This window comes from Peristeroidobacter soli, from assembly GCF_004138485.1.
In the GTDB taxonomy this organism is placed as follows: Bacteria; Pseudomonadota; Gammaproteobacteria; order Steroidobacterales; family Steroidobacteraceae; genus Steroidobacter; species Steroidobacter soli.
This window is the reverse complement of record NZ_RYEV01000011.1, coordinates 113,857-136,688: the sequence shown is the minus strand read 5'-3', so window position 1 is coordinate 136,688 and position 22,832 is coordinate 113,857. Positions and strand designations below refer to the sequence as shown.

Here is a 22,832-nt window from a genome sequence, read left to right as displayed (position 1 = left end):
TCGCTAAATCCTATAAGCAGACCTCATGAAAGTACTGCAGTTCGAAAGGGATCAACCGCGGAAACGTAGCGCCTCAACCAATAGAGTGAGAGCCGCCGAAGAATGCCGCCTGCTCGGATAGTAAAGGTGATATCCGGGAAACGGTGGGCACCAATCGTCCAACACACGAATCAACCGCCCATCGTCGATGTGTTTCAGCACTTGGTCTTCGGGCATGTAGGCGAGCCCCAGGCCTTGCAACACGGACGCGAGTCGAAGCGCCGCGTTGTTGAAGATCAACTGTCCCTCGACACGAACCTTCACTTCTCGCCCTGCTTTCTCCAGATCCCAGGGAAAGAGTCCTCCGTAGGTAGGTAGCCGGATACTTATGCAATTGTGAGCGGTGAGATCCTGCGGCGTCTTCGGGATGGGATAACGTTTGAAATACGACGGCGCCCCTACGACCGCCATACGCATGTCGGGACCGATACGAACTGCAATCATGTCCTTCGCCACCTGCTCGCCGAGACGCACGCCCGCGTCATAACGCTCAGCCACGATATCCACCAAACCAAAATCGACGACGATCTCGACTTTGATGTCTGGGTGCTTGGGAAGGATCTTCTTCAATGCCGGCTGAAGCACAGAGTGCGCAGCGTGCTCGCCCGCGGTAATACGAATCGCGCCGGCGGGCTTGTCCCTTAGTTCACTCAACGATGCCAGAGCCGTTTCTATTTCTTCAAACCGGGGTGCGATGGTTTGCAGCAATCGCTCCCCTGCCTCGGTAGGTGCGACGCTGCGAGTCGTGCGTATGAGCAAAGGCAATCCCAAGCGCCGTTCGAGCGTACGTATCGTCTGACTCAGCGCCGATTGCGACACCCCCAGCTTGGCTGCTGCCTTGGTAAAGCTACGTTCACGCGCAACGACGGTGAACGAGGCGAGATCATTGAAGTGTTCGTGCGGCATTGATTAGCTCAGCTAATGACTACATGCCGATTAGAGCATCTTATCGCGGCGAGGTGGGAGTTCTATATTCACTCCCCTGCAAGCGATTGGAGCGCCCTCCCCAAATGGCAGGGCGCCAGCTGCTGTGGCGGAAACTGCCGCCGAGGAGTCTCGATATGCGCACTCGCAAGCTTGGAAACCTTGAAGTCTCTGCCCTCGGCCTCGGCTGCATGAGCATGACCTGGGGCTATGGGCCACCGGCCGACAAGCAAGAGATGATCAAGCTCATCCGCGCCGCCAATGATCGTGGAATCACGTTCTTCGACACAGCTGAATCCTACGGGCCGTTCGTGAACGAGGCATTGGTCGGCGAAGCGCTCGAACCCATTCGCGACCAGGTCGTGATCGGCACGAAATTTGGCTTCGACATCGATCAACGGACCGGCACACGCAGCGGCAACACCAATAGCCGGCCAGAGCACATCAAAGCCGTCGCCGATGCCGCGCTGAAACGACTGCGGACCGATCGTATCGATCTCTTCTACCAGCATCGGGTCGATCCATTGGTGCCGATCGAGGACGTCGCGGGTGCCGTCAAGGATTTGATTGCGGCCGGCAAGGTGAAGCACTTTGGCCTGTCGGAGCCAGGGATACAAACCATCCGTCGCGCCCATGCAGTGCAACCCATCACCGCGGTGCAGAGCGAATACTCTCTGTTCTGGAGAGGCCCGGAGGTGGGACTCCTGGATGTGCTGGAAGAGCTCGGCATTGGACTGGTGCCCTTCAGTCCGCTGGGCGCCGGGTTTCTAACCGGCAAGATCGATTCGAACACGAAGTTCGACGCGAACGATTTTCGCAACCAGGTACCGCGTTTCTCCCCCGAGGCGCGCAAGGCCAACGAAACGCTCGTAGAAATGGTGAAGAACATTGCAACTCGCAAAAGAGCAACCCCGGCCCAAGTCGCTCTCGCCTGGCTGCTCGCGCAAAAGCCTTGGATCGTACCGATTCCCGGCACTACCAAACTGCACCGGGTGGAAGAGAACATCGGCGCCGCCGAGCTCGAACTCACCGCAGAGGAGCTTCGCGAGATTCGTGCGACGCTGGCAAACATTCAGATCCAGGGTGAGAGATTGCCGGAGGCGGCGCTGAAGATGACCGGCCTGTAGATTCTCACCTGACCTGTTACTTCGACTCACCGCCACATGCCGATCAAACACCTCCCCCAACTTGCGACCTAACGACAGCACGATAATGAGCATGAACTTGCAAACTCAGCGCTTGTGGAAGTTTTTCCGGACTGCGATGTGGTGTGGTGCCGGCGTTGCAGCCGTTCTGGGAACCACCCCGGTGCGGGCTCAGGCTCTCCAGGATGTGCAGACCGCGAGCGCACCGCTGGTGCTGAAAGCACAAGGCAGCTTCTACATCGGTGGCGAGAAGGTTGAACAAACTCAAGGCGAGCTTGGCAACCTCGGCCCCGGAGGACACATCACCGTCAATCAGATGTATGTGCGCTATATGGTGCCCCAGAATGATCGTAGTCCTCCGGTCGTGATGATTCACGGCGCGACGCTGACCGGCAAGACATGGGAGACCACACCGGACGGTCGGATGGGGTGGGACGAGTACTTCGTGCGCAAGGGCCATCCAGTGTATGTACCGGATCAGGTTGGCCGCGGGCGATCCGGCTTCAATCAGGCAATCTTCAACAATGCACGTGCTGGCTCGACTCCTCCCGCCAATCAACCTGAGTTTCTGCGCTTCAGCGACGAGGCCGTCTGGCCCAATTTCCGCTTCGGAACGAAAGCCGGGGCGCCATTTCCGGACACTCAGTTTCCAATAGCCGCTGTCGATGAGTTGGCGAAGCAGGCCGTGCCGGATTTGAATCGAGGACTTCCCACGCCCACACCCACGATCAAAGCGCTCTCCGAACTCGCCACTCAACTGAAGGGTACGGTCTTGATGAGCCACTCACAATCCGGATCGTTTCCTCTGGCGGCGGCGTTGCTCAACCCTGCCGTGACCAAAGCAATGGTACTCGTCGAGCCTGGTGCCTGCCCCGCCAACTACACCGATGACCAGATCAAGGCGCTGTCGACCGTGCCGCTTTTGGTCGTCTTCGGCGATCATCGCACCAACCCCACCGGCATGCCCTCGCTACCGACGTGGCAGCAGCGCTTTGAAGGCTGCCAGGCACTCATCGGTCGTCTGAAAGCGGCCGGCGGCCAAGCGCAAATGTTGGACCCGGCCGAGCGCGGCATTCGCGGCAACACGCACATGATCATGCAGGACAAGAACAGCCTTCAGATCGCCGATTTCATCCTGCAATGGCTCGATGAGCATGCCGGCAAACCCAGTGCGAGAAGCAAATGATGCAGGTTACGGCTCAACATCGTGAAGTAAGCGGCGGCAAGAGCGTCAGAACTTGGCTGCTTGCCGCGATCCGGCAAGTGGCCCTCATGTCGTTCGCTCTATTCACGAGCACGAGCCAAGCGAAGACCGAGGCGCTGAGCGACAGGCAGGCAAACATTGTCACCGTCGCCGCTTTCACCGCGAGCGGCGACATTCCCAAGTTGAGGACGGCCTTGAATGAAGCACTGGACGCGGGCCTCACCATCAACGAGATCAAGGAAATCCTGGTACAGATGTACGCGTACGCCGGGTTTCCTCGCAGCCTGAACGGTATCAATACGTTTGAGCAGGTCCTGCAACAACGCCAACTGCAGGGAAAGAAAGATCCGGTGGGCGCGGCGCCGAATCCGCTGCCTGCGGACAAGAGCAGCCTCGAACTCGGAACCGAGATTCGTACACAACTTACCGGCAGTACCACCCCTGCCGGCTATGCCAAATTCGTTCCGGTGATCGATGAGTTCCTGCGTTCCCATCTGTTCGGAGATATTTTCGGCCGCGACAATCTCGATTTTCAGAGCCGGGAAATCGCGACTATCTCGGCACTGGCGGCACTCCAAGGCGTCGAGTCCCAGCTGCGAAGTCACTTCAACGTTGGACTGAATGTAGGATTGAGCGAGGCGCAGCTCCGAAATATCCTTTCCGTGATCGCCGCGGACGTCGACAAACAGCAAGCGGACAAGGCGTCCCGGCTGCTCGAGGATACGCTGCGAACCCGCGCCGCGAAACCCGCCCCGCGTGACACGACGACGAACAGCGCGCCACAAAAAGCATCGACGGTGCGTATCACACGAAGCACTGACATTCAGGCGCAGCCTACGCCCGCCGATCGATTCACAGGCTCCGCCAGGCTGCAACGCCTGTCCGCGCCTATGGAACCTGCGCGCGTTTCGGCGGGGTCCGTCACATTCGAGCCCGGTGCCCGCACGGCGTGGCATACGCATCCCCTAGGCCAGACGTTGATCGTGACATCGGGTACCGGCTGGGTGCAGCAATGGGGCGGACCTGTTCAGGAGATGCGCGAAGGCGATGTCGTCCAGATCCCTGCCGGCGTGAAGCATTGGCATGGTGCGACCAGTACGACGCCGATGACACATATCGCCATCCAGGAACATGCCGGCGGCCAAACGGTGGAGTGGCTCGAGAAGGTCAGCGATTCGCAGTATCTTGGCGCGCCGGGCCGTTGACCGCACGCGCCCTTGAAGTCAGAGGGTCCTCGCGTAGAAGGCCGTCAGTTTTTCCATCGCCAGGTTCACATACTGCGGCACCCAGTAGGTTTCGATATGCGTGGCGCCATCGATCTTGAACAGCTCCTTGTCCTTCGTTCCAGTGGCTTTGGCAAACGCATCCTCGCTCATGTACAGACTGTCCGCCTTGCTACCTGCCATCATCAGCAAGGGCTTGTCGATCAATTCGATCTGGTCGGTAGCGTCGAAGCTCATCAGGTCCAGCAAGCTGCTCATGGTGTACTTGAAGGTCGCGTTGGGATGCGCGTGCGTTTTCCAGTAGTACTCGTACCCTTGCCGATATAGATCGAACGGCAATCTGGCAATCTGCTCATCCGTCAGGTTGGCATCGCCGGCATAGAGTACTTCTCCCCCGGCCGATTCCTGGGCGCGGGCCGCGGAAGCCTGCTGCAGACGTTGCTGGATCGTGTCCAGTTGCGAATCCATGTAGCCATTGCGTCGGACTCGCCCGGAATTGAACATGCTCAAGGTCGCGATCGCGTTGAAGCGCTTGTCGGATTGCGCAGCCTTCAGTGAGTAGCCGCCTCCCCCGCAGATGCCAAACAACCCCAATCGAGCGCTATCGACCCCGGGATAACGGGTGATGAAATCCGCCATGCCATGAATATCCTCAATGCGATAGGCTGGCTTGTCCACGTTCCGCGGCTCACCGCCACTCGCACCTTGGTAAGCCGCGTCCGCAGTAATCGTGATGTAGCCCTGTTCCGCCAGGCGTTGGGCATACAGACCCGCGACCTGCTCCTTCACGCCGCCGTTCGGGTGAGCAACGACAACTGTCGGATATTTCTTCGCAGGATCGTAACTCGCAGGGGTATAAACGTTTGCCCGGATTTCCAGACCGTTGAGTTTGTACGTAACGGGATGGATATTGACGTGGCCCGAAACGTTTTCAACGATGGCGCCATCGTAGACCAGAGTAAATGGATTCTTCTTGTAGTCCGCCGCGCCGGCTTGCCCCGCGGTAATCGCAAGCAGCGCAGCCACGACGGTAGGTCTTGAATTGGACGGTTTCATGGGCATGTTCCTCAACGCGATCATCACTACCAATGGTAGGCGCAAAGCCGTTGGGGATTAAGCTCGCGATTGCGCATGCCCTTATAGGTACAACTTATAGATTCCGTGTGCCCACTGCGACTTGGTGCATGCTCACCGGGCGCGGCCTGCAAAAAAAGGTGGCACCGGAGCGACGATTGCCATTCATGAGCTCTCTTAGTACATAGACCCTGCTCCGCTTTGCCGTATCTAGAAAGTGATGACGATCTTGCCGAAGTGCTTGCCGGCCTCCATATAGCCAAGCGCCCTCTTCAGGTCGGCAAACGGGAAAGTACTGTCGATCACCGGCATCTGGCGATGCATGTCGATCGCGCGCATCAAATCCGAATTCATTTGGCGCGAGCCGACAGCGATAGGGGTAACCTCCACGCCGCGCTCCGCACGCCTGACCCGGGTGAAGCCACCGCTGAGGTTGCCGATCGAGGCGATCCGCCCGCCGTCCTTGGTGGCGCGGATCGATTGCTGGATCGTTCCATCGCCACCGACTTCGAGCACGTGATCGACGCCACGGCCACCGGTCAGACGGAGAACCGCCTCGTCCCAATTTGGCGATGTCATTGGTTACGCAAAAATCCTCTGTGGTCCGCAAATTCTCGATTGGGCCTGTGCGCGGGCGGCCAATACACTTCAAGCGCGCATTAGCGAGTACTCGTGGTGCAATCCATCGAGTATTGGGTTGGCCTGAACCAAACGAAAATCATCGAGCCGATGCCGCGACTTCGACAACGGCACGGTCGAGTTCGCGAGAGGGTCGGGAACCCCTGGGCCCAAGGCTGAGTGAGGACGTCCGCGATTGCAATGCGCCACCCACGATTTCAGCGTCTGACGTAGATGCGCTTCCGAGAGCGGAATGAGCCAGTCCAAACACTCCCGGCGAAGGGTTCCCAGAACGCGTTCACAGAGGGCGTTCGCTTTTGGACTTCTCGGTGGACTCTTCAATACGCGCGGCTCCAACCGCCGGATGGACTCATCCACCTCGGCCGAGAAGATGCTGTCGCGATCGTGCAGCAGGTATTTGTATCCCTCCTCGTATCCCACCGCACCGGGTCGCCAGGAGCGGTCACCCGCTCCTGGCTCCCACAGAACGTAGCGTGCAGATTTCCCGCACTACGCTCGTCAGAAGGCGATGTGGATTTCACAGCACAGCGCATGCTTGCATCTCCTGATAAGTCAGGTAGATCTTCGGACGCCGTAACGGAAACAAGTCTCTCAACCGATGAAAGACATCCCACGTGATCTTCGCAGCCCAACTCCGACTGCAGAGCATCTTGTGCCAGTACCGCTCCACAAAGCGATAGACCTTGTGAAGGGATCGCCAGTTGCCGGCTAATCCGTAATACGCGTAGTGGCCACGAAGAGATTGGTTGAGCCGACCGACCTGATCCTTAAGCGACCAGTGCCGGATGTCACGCATAAGCTCCTTGAGGTTCACCAAAGTGCGGCGAAGTCGAGACTTCTCCGTCTTTCGGCCAACCTTGTAGTTGCCGTTGCGATTATGCGTGCCGTAATGGGTAAAACCCAAGAAGGAAAACGTCTCGGGACGCTTGCCCTGCACGCGAGCTGCCTGCTGCGCAAATCGCCCAAACTGGATCAGCTTGGTCTTGCTCGGCTCCAAAGCTAGCGCATACTTGTTCAGCCGCTTGCTCAGAACCGCATGGACTCGATCGGCGTCTTCCTTGAACTGGAAGCAAATTACGAAGTCATCAATGTACCTCACCAGACAAGCCTCGCCTCGTAACCGAGGTCTGACTTGTTTTTCAAACCAAAGGTCTAGAACCCGATGCAGGTACAGATTACTTAGCAACACACTGATCGAACCACCTTGCGGCGTGCCTTGCTCGTTCGGCGTCAACTCACCCTTCTCCAAGATGCCGGCCTTCAGCCAGCGTCGAACCAGACAAATGATTCGTGGATCTCCGACTCGTTCTTCGAGAAAGCGGAGTAGACATCCGTGGTCTAAACTCCCGAAGAAGTTCTTCAAATCCGCATCGAGCACGCAGCCGATCGCCGGCACCCCCGCGAGTATTTCACCCAGGGTCGCCAACGCATGGTGCGCACCCAGTCTGGGGCGACCTCCGAACGAACATCGCAAGAACTCCTGTTCGTAGATCGCACTCAAGACTGCAGCTACGCTGCGCTGTAGCGCTCTGTCGGCCACACACGGAATTCCCAGCGGCCGCTTCTCTTTCTTTCCGGGCTTCGGTATGAACACCCGTAGGATCGGCGGCGGTCGGTACCTCCGTTCATAGATCGCACAGAGCATCTCCGGCGCCCATTGCTTGAAGGTCTCCTTCGCTTCCTCCACCGTCTGCCCATCACTACCCGGCGCAGAGTCCTTGGGAATGTGACAAAGACTTTCCCATAGAAGCTCCTCCGTCACGTGATGCGCGAGCGAGGTGAATTTCAGCTTCCCGTCTTCCCGAGCTTTCGCTGCTATGCGTTCTAGTCCCGTTGTCATGACTGGATGCTCCACTCGTTGCATAGTGGTCCGTTCCCCCCATTGAATGAGGCTCATGTTTCCCCAGAACACTTCGACTTCCGCCGGCCGCTTCCCCGTGTAGTGGGCTCTCCCCACCGCAGAGTACTATCAGCCAGTCTGACTGCCTGTGAGCCATCAGATCGTCCTCGCTTTGCGGGCTCGTTCGACCTTACAAGCTCCACCTGAACTCACAGGCTCTCCCTTGTTCCCAACAAGTCCTTTGCATACATGCCGTGGATACGAACCCCGGAAGCAACATCCGGCTCTCGCCACTGACGAGCCGTGCGCGTTTCTGCCTTCCCCTTTGAGAGAGAGGGTCGGCTGCTTCGATCGATCAATTTCGAGGTTAACTCTTCCGTTCACTTTCGTTCCGGCCTGCACACTTTCTGTCTACGCTTCGCAGTCGGTGTTACCCCCGCCCACGCAAGACTCGATACGTGGCTGCTGGCTAGGCTTTGCCACGGTGGCCATCTCAGGCCACTGAACCTGTTGCGCTTCAAGGCGCAACTCTCGCAGCTGCTGCCGCGTCCATTGCGCGGTCGGATACGCTGTCACGTTAAAATGAATCAGTCGACGGCTATGATGTTCGATGACGACGAGCACGTACAGGACTCGGAACGTGCTGGTCACCGCGACACAGAAATCACACGCGATGATGGCTCGTGCGTGATTGCGCAGGAAGGTTGACCATCGTTGATCTCCGCGCGGCCGGCTGGCGCGGGTCGCGGCATGTACTTGGCCATCGTGCGTGGCGACACTTGAAGACCAAGCTTCAACAGCAATTCGTTCGCGATGCGCTCTTGACCCGGATCAGCGTTTCAGGCCGAACGACGATCAATGCAGATCGCCAATCGAACCAGCGCGACAGGAACGTCAGTGTCACTCGGGTCGCCGCATCGACCCGTTTTGGCTTGATACCGCGTTCCCGATACAGCGCCAGCTGGCGACGTAGAAACAGATTCTCCGCCTCTAACGACTCGAGCGGTCGAAGCAAGAGCCCGCACCACTGGAGCAGGTCCCAGGCCAGACTGGCGATCATGCGTAACGCGCTTACCACGCCCGAATCATGCCATAGTCACGCAAGCTGGCCACTCCCGAGAGCACGATCGAATTGTTGCGGACCACAGTCCCCGCCTGGAGCACATCGTAAGAGCTGAACTCGCCGCGCTTGGCCGCGGCACTCGGCACAATCACCGTCGCCAATAAAATCCGGTGAACGGCTTGTGCCGCGGCCAGACCTCATCCATGGTCCGAGCGTCCCACACCACGCCGTCCTTCATCACGTAACGCACCTCTTTGCTGTTGCGGATGTCGGCCAGCGGGTTCTGATCCAGTACGACGAGGTCTGCAATCTTGCCGACCTCCAACGAGCCGATGTCCTCGTCCAGACCGAGCGCTTCGGCGGCGGTCAGCGTCGCGGCGCGCAGAGTTTCCAGTGGCGAGAGACCGCCCATGGCCATGGCCCAAAGTTCCCAATGCGCGCCCAGTCCCTGTCGATTGCCATGAGCGCCGAGCGCAATCTTGCCTCCTTCGTGCGCCACCCGCGCGGTGCTCTCCGCTAGGCGCATGAAGAAGAAATCTTCATCGGGCCGCAGCTCCCGATGGCGTGCGTTGACGGCGATTTCTTCATAGGGAGTAAAGCGCAGCAGCTGCGCATCCCGGAACACGTCGCTATGCTGAAGGAAATAATCTTCGGCGGAGCCGTTCGGCCCGACGATCAACGTCGGCACGTAATACGTCCCGGTGGCCGTGATCAGCGAACGCACGTCGGCGTAGAGATGGTCTGTCTTGATGGCGTGTTCCAGCGTCGAATAACCGTCCATCAGCAGCGTCAGGTCGAACGCGATTTTCTGCGCGCCCTCCGGAATGATGGGCATCCCCTGCTCCCGCGCGGCCTGTACCAGCCATTGCCGCTGGTCGCGGCGGGGTAACGTGTACTGTTTGATCGAAGTGGCCCCGAGTTTCTTCAGACGTCGCACCTGCATGCGCGCATCGTCGAGATCCCGCACGGATCGCGAGAACGCAGTCTGGGCAAAGTAAATCGGCTGGCCGCTGCTATACACGCGCGGCCCGATCGAGCGGCCCATCTCGATCATTTCCGCTTGAGTGAAAACGGACTGCGAACGCGCCGACGGATCGCGCACGGTGGTCACGCCGTAGGCCAGTTGCGCCACATAGCCCCAATCGTTTTCGACGAAGATCTCGGCGTTACGATTTTCACGGTAGTGTGCGTGGGCATCGATCAACCCCGGCAGGATCGTCTTGCCCGTCACGTCGATGACTTTGGCCATCGGCGCGGCGATTGCTCCGCTTGGCGCGACTGCCTTGATTCGATTGTTATCGACCAAAATGTCGCCGCTTTCGATCACGCCCTGTGTACCCATCGAGATGATGCGCGCGCCTTTCAACAGCAACTGGCCTTTTGCACCGGCTCGGGGCTCGCTGAGTGAAACCGCCGTGCGCGCAGGCTTTTCGCCCTGCCGCTGTATGACATCCAGAGGCATGCGGAAATATTCCGGCCCCCAACCCCAGGTCACGGCGGACCCGTCATGAGTCCAGTTGACGAAATATCCGCCCTCTTCGCTCAACTTGACCGCTGGCGCGGCAGCGGCATCGGACAGCGGTTTGAGATAGACCTCGAACTGTTCGGTGAACGCCACCCACTTGCCATCCGGCGAGGGCATCAGATCGTCGGCAAAATCGAATCGCATCAGCGCACGTCGCTCGGAGCCATCCAGGCGAATCGAGAACAACGTCGTGGGTTGACGCTTCACCGGGGTTTCGGAGAAGTAGATGCGCTCGCCGCGCCCGTCGAAGCTCGGTCGCATCTCCTGGCGCCGATCGCCGCGCGAGCGAACTGCTACGACAAAATGCGTCGGACCGCTGGAGCTCGTCGCCAGCCAGCGCACGCTCTTGAGCATGTTTTCTTCGAGATTGGCTTCGCCGCGCAACTCGCCGCCCGAACTCTGCAGGAACACCAGCTTGCTGCCGTCGGGCGACCAGGCGAGATGCTCGTAGTGGCCCGCCTGTTGTGTGAGGCGGATCGGCCGGTCATCGACTGTCGAAGTCTTATAGATGTGCGCGCCTTCTCGATCCGACCACGCGACGTAAGCAAGCCAGCGGCCATCCGGTGAAACCGCCGGCGAGTATTCCAGGCCCGGGCCGTCGCCGATGGGTCGAGCCACGGCCGTTGCAACGTCGTAGCGATAGTTCCTGCCGGCGGCGCTGAAATACAAGGCTTTACGATCCGGGCTCTCGTGCGTCCAACGCAGCAACTTGAGCCGCACCGGTCCATCATCGATCCGAGACTTCACCGCAAGTCTCTGCTGGATCTGCTGCTCGAAGCGCGCGCTGAACGGTATCACCGTCGACGCGGCGCGCTTGAGATCGTAGCGCCGTATCTTGCCGCGCGCCGCATAGAGAATGGCCGAGCTGTCCGGCGTGAATGTATATCCCGGCAGCATATCCACATCGCGCAACGGATTGCCTTGCTGATCCCAATCGAGCGCGACGTCGAGCTCTCTCTCCGCGCCGGTCGCCAGGTCGCGCAAGACCATGCGCTGCCGAGGCTCCGTATCGAAGCGACGAGCAAACGCGAGCCAGCGGCCGTCGGGACTCAGCGCGGGCCGCACCGCCCCACCATAGCCCTGAGCCAATGGCTCACTCACCCCACCGCCAGGGCTCAACCGCTCAATGCTTGCACCACCCTCGCCACGGGTGCGATTGAAATAGATCCAGCGACCATCGGGCGATACAGCCGCACCGAGTGCGTCCTTCTCCTTATCGACGAGTTTGGTCGCGGCGCCGTCGAGCCCGAGCAAATACAGATCGAAAGCAGTGTTGGCCTGCCAATCGCCGTGACGACTCGCGACGATTCTCTTGCCATCCGGCATCCATTCGGGCGAAGCAAAGGTCGCACTGGCGTCGTTCGTCACCGCGCGCGGATTCTGGCCATCGACTTGGATCGTCCAGACCTGGTTGCCGCCATCGCGATCGGAGATGAAAACGATGCGCCGGCCATCGGGCGAGAAACGCGGCTGCATGTCGAACGCGGGGCCGCGAGTGATGCGCTTTGCTTCGCCACCGGCGATGGGCAGCGTGTACAGATCGCCAAGCAAATCGAATACCAACGTCGCACCGTCGGGCGAGACGTCGAGCGACATCCACGTGGCTTCATCGAGCGTGATGTCGAAGTTCATGGTCGGGCCGTGCGCAGCTTCCACGGACCATGGCTGCGCAGCTTGGGCGCTCGCCATGAGCATGGCTGCCAAGCACGCTGCCTGCCATACATTGACGCGTCTCATCCTCTCTCCAGCCGCGAGCTTCAGGCCACGAGCATATTGAACAGATTGGTCGCCGTGAAATTCAGTACCGCCCAGATGGTAATCAGCAGTGCCAGCTCCACCAGTACAGGCATACGCTCGCGCTTCGCGGTGCTCATCGCCATGTGCAGTACCCCGTACGCCAGCGGGATCAGGAAAAAGTTGTTGGCGTTGGCACCCTTCAGAATGAAGTCCAGCGTGCGCAGATCGACCAGGATGAACAGCAGCCATAGCAGCGGGAAGCCGACCTGCAGGTAACGCGACAGCTTGGCGTCGTCCGCACGCTGATCCAGCACTCCGACCTGGTGCAGAAAGTCCACGGTGATTCGCCCGGCCGACGCGGCACACACCAGCAGCGAGGAGAACAGCGTGCAGAACGCGCCGAACATGAACAACGCATAGGCCCAGCCGCCGAACGTCTCGGTGAAAATCATCGAGACCTGCTCCACCACTCGCATGCCTTCAGGAAGAACCTTCAGACGCGCCAGCACCGACGCGCCGAGAAGGTAGTAAGCGCACGTCACCGCCAACGCCACCCCTGTACACACCAACGCATCGGTAGTCAGCACTCGCATCCAGCCGCGATAACGATCGCGCCACTCGGGAGTGTCTTCGCGCGGTCCAACGAACTGCGGATAGCCTTTTTCCTTGATCCAGTACGGATACATGAACAGTTCCACCGCGGTGGTGCCGACCGCACCCATCAGCGCCAACGCCACGAAGGCGCCGCTCTCCGGCATGGCGAAGCGAAACCCTGAAGCCAGCTCTGCCGCACTGATGGCGTACTGCGTGCCAGAGAGCATCAACAAACAACCGACGACGATCAGGCTGAACACAGCCACCATCACCATGACCATCGTTTCGAGATCCCTGTACAGGCCCCGCCACAACAGCAGCACCATGAGCAGGAAAGCGGCGACAGCCCACACGTACTCGGAAACCGCAGGTACGACCACAACCATCAACCCCGCGATGGAGCCGAGAATGCCGATCAGAGTCAGCGTCACCGAAAAGTAACCGACGATGCACAACCAAACGAGCCAGGACGTGCCGCGCAGACGCCAGCCCGGCATCAGATCCAAGAGTTGAATGGTGGTACGGTTGTGCAGGATGCACTGGCGCCCGAGCTCGAGCTGGATGAAAAATTTGGCGAAGCAGGCGAAGACCACCGCCCATAGCAGCTCGAAGCCGAGTTCAGCGCCGACGCGCGGCGCCACCAGCAACTCTCCCGCGCCTACTACCGATCCCGCCACGACGACGCCGGGACCGATGTTTCGCAACAGACCGCCCAGCGTTCTGGGCGGCTCGCGCACGCCGCCTGCATCTAACATGGTCATCTCGCGCCCCGCGCCAGCATGGCAGCGAAGAACTCTTTAACCGGTTCGAGAACGTAGTAGCCGCGATGTGCAACTCCGGGCACGACATCGTGACGCACGCTGATTCCAGCGCGCTCCAGACTGGCGCGCAGCGAGGCAATGCGGTCGAGCCGGGTGCGGCCGGCATCATTGACGCCTTCCATCCACAGCCGACTGCCAGGCTCGATCGTGATCTCCCAAGTTTCGGTATCCTCGGCGCCGATGACGGTCTGCACGGCAACCTCGCGCATCGACGGATAGTCCAGCCGCACTCCGAACTGCTGCTCGAAGTCCCGCACGCCGCAGTGCCAGTCCTGGCCCTCATCGAGCAGCGTCACCATCCCAGGCGCGCCGATGGAAACCCCCAGCAGCCGTCGCGGATGCAGATAAAAGAAACGATGCGCGAAATGCCCGCCGCCGGAAAATCCGTGCAGCAGGAAGCGCTCGGCATCGATGCCATAGCGCGCTTCGACCTCCTCGACCATGGACAGCAGCAGCAAGTCGTAGCGAATATCGTGGAACTTGATGAACTTGTAGTTGTTGAGCTCGCGCGGCTCGATGATGCCCACAGGAAACAACGGCGCCAGCACGATGCAGCGATGCTCCTCGGCGAACGCAGCGAACTTGCTGACATAAGCCTGCGGCATGCGTTCCGTGCCGTGAACCATCACCACCAGCGAGTAACTCGTCGCGGTCTCGAACGAGAAGTGCGTCGGCACGTAAAGGTAGTAACCGAAGCGCTGATCGGACTGGCACGCGTTATAGGCAGTCTCGCCGCGCTCGTAGTGGTTCAACGCCGGGCGTTCAACGTTGCTCATAGTTTCACCTTGCGCGTCTCCGGCATGGTCAGATAGACCAGCAGCGAGACGAATATGCAGGCCGCGACGTAGCCGTAGAACGCCTCTTCGTGGCCCAGATTCTTCAGCCACAGCGCGACATACTCGGCACTGCCGCCAAAGATGGAAACGGCGATCGCATAGGGTAGCGCGACGCCTAGCGCGCGGATCTCGACCGGAAACAGCTCGGCCTTCACCACAGCATTGATCGATGTGTAGCCCGAGATGACGGTCAGCATGCCGACGATCAGCAGAAAGGCGCTCAACGGCGAGCTCGTCGTCGCAAGCGTCGATAACGCCGGCACTGTCAGCAACGTGCCCAGCACGCCGAACCCAATCAGCAACGGCCGACGTCCAATGCGGTCGGAAAGTGCGCCGAACATCGGCTGCAGGCACATGAACACGAACAGCGCCGCCGCCAGGATCAGCGTCGATTGTTCTTTGCTCATGCCCGAGGTGTTCACCAGAAACTTCTGCGTATAGGTGGTGAACGTATAGAACGCCAGGGTGCCACCCATGGTGAGCCCGATGACGATCGCGATCTGCCGTGGATACCCCAGCAGCGTGCGCAGTACACTCACATCCGGGGCTCGCGGCTTGGCGTGCGTAAAGGACTCCGTCTCGACCAGGTTGCGGCGGATATAAAGCGCTACCAGTGCACAGGCCGCGCCAATGACGAACGGAATGCGCCAACCCCAATCGTTCAACTGCTCCGGCGTCAGCAACACGAATTGCAGCAGCATCAGCGTGCCCAGCGCGAGCAACTGGCCCATGATCAGAGTCACGTACTGGAAGCTCGAGTAGAACCCTCGTCGATTCGACGAGGCCACTTCGGATAGATACGTTGCGCTGGCGCCATATTCGCCCCCGACACTGAGCCCCTGGAGCAGCCGCGCGATCACCAGGATGACAGGAGCCGCGACGCCGATCGTTTCATACTTGGGCGTGAGCGCGATGATCAACGATCCGGCACACATGATCATGACGGACAACGTGAGCGCCTCCTTGCGTCCATAACGATCTGCATAACTGCCCATCAGCCAGCCGCCGAGCGGTCGCACCAGAAAGCCGATACCGAAGATGGCCGCAGTGTTCAGCAACTGCGCGGTACGGTTCGAACCGGGAAAGAACGAGTCCGCGAAGTAGAGCGACATCGCGGCGTAGGTATACCAGTCGTACCACTCGACCAGATTCCCGGACGACGCGCCGAGAATCGACCGGATCGTGCTGCTGCGCTCGCCGGCGGGCGCCGTTGCGGATACGGCTTGTGATTGCGCCGACATGGGTTACCTGGGAATCAGCGGCAGTGTCACGTGCGACGGATAACGCTTGTTGTGATAGATGGTCTGCGTCGCCGGCTGCGTGCTCGTGTCGGTGCCGAACGGCTTGCCGGTGTTGGGATTGCGATCGAAGCGTGGGAAATTGCTGCTCGACACATCGATGCGGATGCGATGACCCTTCTTGAAGACATTGCTGGTCGCCCACAGGTCGATGGTGTATTCGTTCACCGCGCCCGGCTCGATCAAGCTCTCCTGCTCGAAGGACTTGCGATACCGAGCGCGAATGATGCCGTCGGCCAGGTTGTACGCCTTGCCGTCAGGATGTACGTCGAGCAGCTTGGCGGTGAAATCGGTGTCGCGCGCGGTGGACGCGGCATAGAGCGTCACCAGGATGGGGCCGGTCACTTCCAGCTCTTTGTCCAGCGGCGCGGTAACAAACATCAGCACATCGTCGCGGCCGTCGAGCGCCGACTGATCGAATGGTCCTGCCGGCAATGGCTTGAACATCAAGTTGCCGCCGATGGTCGGCACCGGGTTTTCCGGATCGTAGACATAATTGTCCGTCGGCTCGCTAGCACCGGGCGCTGCTCGTTCCAAACGACCGTTACCGTCGCGACCGTTCGCCTTGCCCGCGCTGCGCAGGTAGAACTTCGTGTACTGCGTACGAGCCAGCGGCCACTCCTGCTCGTCGCGCCAGCGATTCTCACCCATGACGAACAGCCGCACGGGCGCCTCGCTCGTCACGCCGGTGTTCTCACCCTTGAGCCAGTAATCGAACCAACGCTGGTGCAGGGTTTCGAACTTGACCACGGAGTCGGCGCCGAAATCCAGGTCGCCCAGCTTCTGCGTGGGAAATTCGGCGTGCGGCCACGGGCCGATGATGAGCTTCTGATTCTTGCGGGCACGCTCACTGCGCGCCTTGGTGCGCATATCTGCAAAACTCGTGAGATTGCCGCGCAGGAACACGTCGTACCAGCCCGCGATGCTGTACGCCGGCACATCCATCTCACTGGCGCGCGACTCCACGTCCAGCGCCTTCCAGAAAGAATCGTAACTCGGGTGCGCGATCCAATCGCGCCAGTGCGGCATGTCACGACCCAGCGCACGATCCATGGTGGTAAGCGGCAGATGCCGGAGCACTCGATTCCAATCGTAGTTGCGTGTCTGGTTGGTGTGGCCCGCCATGAGTGCAGCCCAGTCGATGCGTGACGACAGCGACAGCGCGCCGCCCGGATATGCGACGTCTTTGTAGTAGTTGTATGGAGTCATTCGCGGCGCGATGGCGACCAGCGCGGGCGCCCGCAAATGCGCGCTCAACCATTGTGCCGAGGCGAGATAGGAACCGCCAAGCATGCCCACCTTGCCGCTCGACCAGGGCTGCGACCCCGCCCACTGCTGAGCGTCGTAGCCGTCCGCCACCTCTGAAGAGTACGTATAGAAGCTGCCTTCCGAGTCGTATCGACCGCGCACATCCTGATGCAGGAACACGTAACCGCGCTTGGCCCATGCATGACCTTCAGCGACCGAGTTGTCATCGGAGCCGTTGTCGTACGGATCGCGGGTGAGAATCACCGGATACTTGCCCTCGGCGGCGGGGCGATAAACATCGGTTGCGAGACGCACGCCGTCGCGCATAGGCACCATCACGTTGTGCTCGACGATGACGGCGCTGCCATCGTACGGGCTCACCTCTTCGCGCGCGGCACTGGGAGCGGTGAACGCCAGCATTGCAACCAGCGACGCCAGTGCTGCGCATAGAAATTTCGGCATGCTCGACCTCTCGAAGTGATTGGCTGTTACGGTTCGCGGACCTGGACCAAGCGATTCATCCACTGCGCGGGCCTCAACTTCTCGACGCGCTGCTGAACGCGCCCATGCGAGGTGAGATACGTCACCTCAACCGTCACCCGCTTGGCATCGACCAACACAAAGCGCACTGGCAGCGCACTCTGCGCACCGTAGCCATCACCGCTGGAAACAAGCTGCGCGCCAAGCAGGCGACCTGCGTCATTGAACACTCGCACCTCGGCCCCGACTCGTGCAGCGCGACCGCGCCGGTCGAGCACTGCCACTCGCATGGAACGGTCGCGCGCTCGTCGATTGAGCTCATTGCGAAACACCGGCGCGCCGGCATCCGCCGAATAGCCTTGAGTCAACGAAACATCGAGATCGCCGTCGTTGTCGTAGTCCGCCCACTGCACGCCGTGATCCGCGGCATTGATGAGGTCGTCTTGTTCGAGGACACTCACGAACTTGCCGGCGTCGTTGCGAAACAAGTGCGACGCGGGCCGCGAGACTTCGCCCTCCTTGTGATAATCGGTGACATACAGATCCAGGTCGCCGTCGTTGTCATAGTCGCCCCAGCTCGCGGCCACCGCGTGCCCGTCGACGACGATGCCCACGTCCATAGCCACGTCTTTGAAAACTCCGCCGTCGTTGCGATACAACCGGCTCATGCCGTACATCGCGACAAACAGATCGAAGTCGCCGTCGTTGTCGTAGTCGCCGACGGTGCAACCCACACCGCCTTGGGATGAATCGCGCCCGGGACTGGCGACGCCCAGCGACGCTGCGACGTCGATGAACCTGCCGGCGTCGTTGCGATAAAGCGCGTCGGCGTCCCCATTTTGGTTGGCGAGGAACACGTCGAGATCGCCATCCTGATCCATGTCGAACCAGCAGGCGCCCACGGTGCGCCTTCGGTCGGCGAGGCCCACCGCCTCGGCCGTCTCGACGAAGCGACTGCCATCGTTGCGAAACAGCACATTTGGTCCGGCACGATTGGCGACGTGCAGGTCCAGATCGCCATCATTGTCGTAGTCGATCCAGCTCGCCTGCCGACTGTTGATGGCGCGCTGTTTGATGCCGAGCTCCGCCGTCACCTCCTTGAAGCCGGCGCCGCGCTCGTTTCTGAAGAGATAGCTGCGATCCTTCGCGCCGATGTACAGGTCCGCATCGCCATCGCCGTCGAAGTCGCCCCACGCCAGCGAGCGCGCTTCCGGCCCGCTCGCCGGCAAACCCAGCTGTCCGCCCACGTTCTTGAACGAGCCGTGATCGTTGCGATACAGGCGCACTTCACCGCTGCGAAAACTCACCGCCAGGTCCGCATCCGCATCCGAGTCGAAATCCGCCCAGGCGCTGGAAAAAGCGCCGGGTGTCGCGAAGATCTCCGGCTGTACCGGAGTGAATGTATCGAGCGCGCCACCCAGCGAAGCCGCTGATGGCACAGCGACCATCAGCGCCAGTGCGAACCGGCTGCGAAAATGCGATTTCCTCATGCTGGGCAACACTCAGAACGACGTGGCCGTGCGCAGCGTGATCGTCCGGCCGCGGCCTGCGTAGTACAGCGAGTTCGCCGTCGTCGCCGCCTGGCTGAAGTATGTGATGTATTGCTCATCGAGCAGGTTGCTCACGGACAGGCTGATCGTCGCCCACTTGAACGCCGCCGCGACACTCGCATCCACCGTCGTGTAGCCGTCGAAGCTCGCCGTCAGGGCGCCGGTGGCGTTGCGGAAGTCACGGTCTTCATACTTGGACGCCTGCAGGCGTCCACTGAAGATGCCCGGCGGCCTGAACTCGACTCCGACCAGCCAACGATTCGCTCCCACTTCGCTCGCGCCGAGATCCGAGTCCAGCCGGCCGTCATTGTTGCTGTCGTATTCGCCATCCAGCATGGAATAGTCGACCGAGAACGCCAGCCATGAGATCGGCTCCATCTTCAGCGAGAATTCCCAGCCGCTGGTCTCGGTGGCCTGACGCGCCAGATCGAAGGTGCCATCGGTCCGCGGCAGCAGGCGCTGGCCATAGTCGGACGTGGACTCGAAGCGCGCCACTCGAAACTCGCCCAGGTCGATCTTGTACGAGCCGCCGATCTCACGATTGATGGTCACCAGCGGACCGATGTCGAGCAGCGTATCCACCGAGCTTCCGAACGTCGACACGGAGCGCAGCACGCGGCCCACATCGGGCATCGAATAAGCCTGCGCGTACGATGCATAGAAGCTCAGTGCGTCGGTCGGATTGAGAACCACGCCGTAGTTGTAGAGCACTTCATCGAAATCGCGTTTGCCGCCTTCCACCGGGACACGCTGATAATCGCGACGATTGCCGGCGCGGGTGACATAGCTGGGCACTTCGAGCTCGGCGTACTCATAACGCGCGCCCCCGCTCAATGACAGCCAGTCGAACGGCTTGTAGTTGAGCTGCGCGAACCCGGCGTGGTTATAGAACGTGGTCGGCGGCACGGACACACGACCGGTCACGACCAGCGGCTGTGATGTGAGGTCGCGCAGGAAGTCGTAACCCACGATCAAGTCGACCGGCGTGCCGGCGATGTGCTGCCGACCATAGGTGAGCCGCGTGCCGTACTTCTCCGAGTTGTTCTGCGACTGATCGAACAACGTTCCCAGCGGCGCGATCTGCGGATCCTGGAACGAAGCGACGATCTCTCCGCCGAACAGCGACTGGAAATCCTGGTAATAGGCCTGCGCGGCGAACGATCCGCCCAGGAAGTCCCGATGCGTGTAATCGAGCGACATGGTCAGCACGTCGTTGAACGGCAGCGCGCCGAACGGATCGCCCTCGACGGAAATGGAGGGCCGCCCCGTGGTGCGATCGCCGTCGATGCGCACGTAGTTGCCGTTCTGCTCCAGATAGAAATCGCTCACCATGAACTGCAGGCGCTGGTTCTCATCCGGCTCCCAGCCCGACTTGACGAAAAAGTTGCGGCTGTAGGAGTCGGCGATGTCGCCGTCCATGTTCTCGATGCCGATGGTCTGGTCGTTGGCGTCGAACATGATGCCGCGCTCTTCATAGGAGACCGCCGCCGTCAGGTCGAACTGCCCGAATTTCTGTGCCGCCAGATAGTGCGCGCGCCAGCCCAGGCCGTCGCTGTCGAAATCGTCGTTGTTGGACACGGTCACGGACGCGCGCTGATGCAGCTCGCCGCTGCGGGGCGGGCTGATCGTGATGTAGTTGATCATGCCGCCGGTGCCGCCGAGACCCTGGATGGCATTGGCGCCGAAGATGACTTCGACGCGTTCGATCACTTCCAGATCGATGGTGACGCCTTCGCGTCCGCCCGGGCGCAGCGGCGTGGATTGCGGCACACCGTCGATCAGGTACAGCGGCGTGCGGCCTCGAAACGTTTCGCCGCTGCCGCTGAGTTTCTGACGGCTCGGCGCGAAGCTCGGCACCAGATTCGAGAGCAGCTCGGTCGGCGTGACGGCCAGCGTCTGCTGTAGCCGTACTTCATCTTCCTGGAAGACTTCGATTTTGTTCGGCAGCGACTTCGCGCTCATGCCCACGCGAGAGGCGTGCACGATGACTTCTTCGACCGCCGGATCCTCATCCGCGGCAAACGCCGGCACGCTGACCAGAGCGAGCGCCGACACCAAGGGCAGATCAAGCCTAATGAACCTATGCATGTCCCGTCTCCTATCTTTTGTCATTAGCCGGCACCCCAAAACGCACATGGCGTGGGTGGTATAATGATTAAAAAGAAAACCACATGCAACAGGAACGCGTCAAATATCTGCCGCTGACTCCTCCGTGATAATGCCGACGATTGCCTTTTCGTCCGCAAGACCCAGTCCAGCCCAAGAAGTCATAGCGGTGGCATAACTTCTTTGAACTCGACCAACCGGCAAAACAATGCCGTTGCGCCCCTGCCTGCGCGAATCCGTGCAACGAATCTGGAGAATGGCGCGGGCTGGCTGGCCCGCGCCGAGATCAGCCCTTGGCCGCGGACGCGGCTCCGGCGGCTCCGAAAGCGGAGAGGGTCTGGCCGGCGACCTGAAGATGCCGGCGCATCAAGGTGCCGGCCCATTCGAGGTCGCCCTTCTTGAGAGCATCCAGCACCTCGAGGTGCTCGCGCGCCGATTCGGCGACACGGGCACGTTGAAAGAACGATTCGTACTCCACTACGCGGCGCAGCTGGTTGTGCTGGCGGATGGCCTGCAACAGGAACTCATTCTGCGAAAACTCCACCAGGGTTTCGTGGAAGCGCGTGTTGTACTCGAAGAACTCACGTCCGGTGAGATCGCCCATCTCGCCCTTGAGCAGCTTCATCTGCTCAGCGTAGAGCCGCTCGAACTGCTGCGGGTCGATCCTGTAGCGCGACGATTGCATGGCCGCCGGCTCCAGGGCCAGGCGAAATTCGTAGCTGGCGCGATAGCCCTCGACGGTGTTGACCATCGGAGTGAACAGCCAGCCGTGCCCCTGGCTGCGGCGGATCAGCCCTTCGTCGAACATGCGCAGTAGCACGTCCATCAGCAGGCCGCTCGACACGTTATAGCGACGCTTGAGCTCGGACTCGCCGATCAGCCGGTCGATCCGACCGGCGAAGCGGTCGCGCAGAATCGTCATGTAGAGCGTGTCGGCGGCAGTATCCGGCACATCGGCCAGCTGCGCCTCGAGCGCCGAGGCATCCAGCGCAACCTGGTAGCCGGTGGCCGGCTCGAACTTGATCGCCTTCTGTTCGGTCAACAGTTTCAGCGCATTACGAACCGGCGAGCGGGATACGCCGAATTGATTCGCCAGCGTGCGCTCCGTCAGAGCGTCGCCGATCTTCAAGTTCGCATCGCGCATGTGCTGCAGAATCTGACGGGCCAGACGGCCCTGCAGGACATCCCGACCTTTCTTGACCGGCAGTTTCTTCTTGCCGGCGCGCGACGACGGCCTGGGGGCCGTTTTCGGCGCAGCGGCGGCAGCTGACTTTGCTGAGGACATGAAGGGCTATGCACCTGTGGCTAACGCTTCCTATCGTACCCCGCCGCCCCCGCAGTCGGCGAGCATCCGCTCTGACGCTATCGTCACAAGGATCACCGGTTCTCCGACGGTAACCAGCGCATGCGCCGCCCAACGCCACAGGATGTGGCCCTGCCTCTGCATCTTGCCGTCGGCGCCGAACACCAGGCAGCTGCAAAGCAT

18 protein-coding genes are annotated in these 22,832 nt (G+C 60.6%); 3 read left to right on the top strand and 15 right to left on the bottom strand.

All coding sequences use genetic code 11. The annotated features are described in order from the left end of the window. Window positions 1-51 precede the first annotated feature (51 nt). Window positions 52-945 carry a LysR family transcriptional regulator gene (locus EKO19_RS36640; RefSeq protein WP_129782397.1) on the bottom strand — a complete coding sequence of 298 codons (894 nt, stop codon included), beginning with the start codon at window positions 943-945 and terminating at the stop codon, window positions 52-54. 155 nt (window positions 946-1,100) lie between these two features. Between EKO19_RS36640 and EKO19_RS36635 the strand changes: the two genes are divergently transcribed. The 3 genes from EKO19_RS36635 to EKO19_RS36625 all read left to right on the top strand — a co-directional run bounded on the left by EKO19_RS36635 (window position 1,101) and on the right by EKO19_RS36625 (window position 4,517). Next, window positions 1,101-2,090: an aldo/keto reductase gene (locus EKO19_RS36635; protein ID WP_129782396.1), complete on the top strand. Its 990-nt coding sequence runs from the start codon at window positions 1,101-1,103 to the stop codon at window positions 2,088-2,090. A 91-nt stretch (window positions 2,091-2,181) separates the two neighbouring features. After that, entirely contained in the window at window positions 2,182-3,294 is a 1,113-nt protein-coding gene (locus tag EKO19_RS36630; protein WP_217705829.1) for an alpha/beta fold hydrolase, read from the top strand. An 86-nt stretch (window positions 3,295-3,380) separates the two neighbouring features. Beyond that, on the top strand, window positions 3,381-4,517 hold the full coding sequence (locus tag EKO19_RS36625) for a (R)-mandelonitrile lyase (protein WP_129782395.1): 1,137 nt from the start codon (window positions 3,381-3,383) through the stop codon (window positions 4,515-4,517). Between the two features lie 18 nt (window positions 4,518-4,535). On the opposite strand, the gene EKO19_RS36620 is transcribed toward EKO19_RS36625, so the two are convergent. The 14 genes from EKO19_RS36620 to EKO19_RS36560 all read right to left on the bottom strand — a co-directional run bounded on the left by EKO19_RS36620 (window position 4,536) and on the right by EKO19_RS36560 (window position 22,631). Continuing rightward, window positions 4,536-5,591 (bottom strand): alpha/beta hydrolase, encoded by a 1,056-nt coding sequence (locus tag EKO19_RS36620; protein WP_129782394.1) that lies wholly within the window; start codon window positions 5,589-5,591, stop codon window positions 4,536-4,538. Window positions 5,592-5,819: 228 nt separating this feature from the next. Further along, window positions 5,820-6,188: a zinc-binding dehydrogenase gene (locus EKO19_RS36615; protein ID WP_129782393.1), complete on the bottom strand. Its 369-nt coding sequence runs from the start codon at window positions 6,186-6,188 to the stop codon at window positions 5,820-5,822. Window positions 6,189-6,257: 69 nt separating this feature from the next. Then, complete coding sequence (locus EKO19_RS40120; protein WP_407676685.1) at window positions 6,258-6,605, bottom strand: integrase core domain-containing protein; 348 nt, start codon at window positions 6,603-6,605, stop codon at window positions 6,258-6,260. Between the two features lie 160 nt (window positions 6,606-6,765). Further along, window positions 6,766-8,112: a group II intron reverse transcriptase/maturase gene (ltrA, locus tag EKO19_RS36605; protein WP_217705828.1), complete on the bottom strand. Its 1,347-nt coding sequence runs from the start codon at window positions 8,110-8,112 to the stop codon at window positions 6,766-6,768. Between the two features lie 769 nt (window positions 8,113-8,881). Then, window positions 8,882-9,148 (bottom strand): hypothetical protein, encoded by a 267-nt coding sequence (locus tag EKO19_RS36600; protein WP_129782391.1) that lies wholly within the window; start codon window positions 9,146-9,148, stop codon window positions 8,882-8,884. Window positions 9,149-9,159: 11 nt separating this feature from the next. Next, a complete protein-coding gene (locus EKO19_RS38535; RefSeq protein ID WP_157995617.1) occupies window positions 9,160-9,312 on the bottom strand; it encodes a hypothetical protein in 153 nt (50 codons plus the stop codon). Next, window positions 9,300-12,332 (bottom strand): amidohydrolase family protein, encoded by a 3,033-nt coding sequence (locus EKO19_RS36595; RefSeq protein ID WP_175597332.1) that lies wholly within the window; start codon window positions 12,330-12,332, stop codon window positions 9,300-9,302. The genes EKO19_RS38535 and EKO19_RS36595 overlap by 13 nt, the downstream gene beginning before the upstream one ends. Window positions 12,333-12,433: 101 nt before the next feature. After that, entirely contained in the window at window positions 12,434-13,762 is a 1,329-nt protein-coding gene (locus EKO19_RS36590; protein WP_175597331.1) for an Nramp family divalent metal transporter, read from the bottom strand. Between the two features lie 2 nt (window positions 13,763-13,764). Then, window positions 13,765-14,604 (bottom strand): alpha/beta hydrolase family protein, encoded by an 840-nt coding sequence (locus EKO19_RS36585; protein ID WP_129782388.1) that lies wholly within the window; start codon window positions 14,602-14,604, stop codon window positions 13,765-13,767. Then, a complete protein-coding gene (locus tag EKO19_RS36580; RefSeq protein WP_129782387.1) occupies window positions 14,601-15,905 on the bottom strand; it encodes an MFS transporter in 1,305 nt (434 codons plus the stop codon). The genes EKO19_RS36585 and EKO19_RS36580 overlap by 4 nt, the downstream gene beginning before the upstream one ends. Window positions 15,906-15,908: 3 nt before the next feature. Further along, window positions 15,909-17,672, bottom strand: a complete 1,764-nt coding sequence (locus EKO19_RS36575) for a CocE/NonD family hydrolase (protein ID WP_129782386.1) — start codon at window positions 17,670-17,672, stop codon at window positions 15,909-15,911. 26 nt (window positions 17,673-17,698) lie between these two features. Continuing rightward, entirely contained in the window at window positions 17,699-19,180 is a 1,482-nt protein-coding gene (locus tag EKO19_RS36570) for an FG-GAP repeat domain-containing protein (protein ID WP_129782385.1), read from the bottom strand. A 12-nt stretch (window positions 19,181-19,192) separates the two neighbouring features. Then, the gene (locus tag EKO19_RS36565; RefSeq protein ID WP_175597330.1) at window positions 19,193-21,328 is read right to left on the bottom strand and encodes a TonB-dependent receptor; all 2,136 of its coding nucleotides are present in this window, start codon (window positions 21,326-21,328) and stop codon (window positions 19,193-19,195) included. A gap of 304 nt (window positions 21,329-21,632) precedes the next feature. Beyond that, window positions 21,633-22,631: a GntR family transcriptional regulator gene (locus EKO19_RS36560; protein WP_129782383.1), complete on the bottom strand. Its 999-nt coding sequence runs from the start codon at window positions 22,629-22,631 to the stop codon at window positions 21,633-21,635. Window positions 22,632-22,832: the final 201 nt, after the last annotated feature.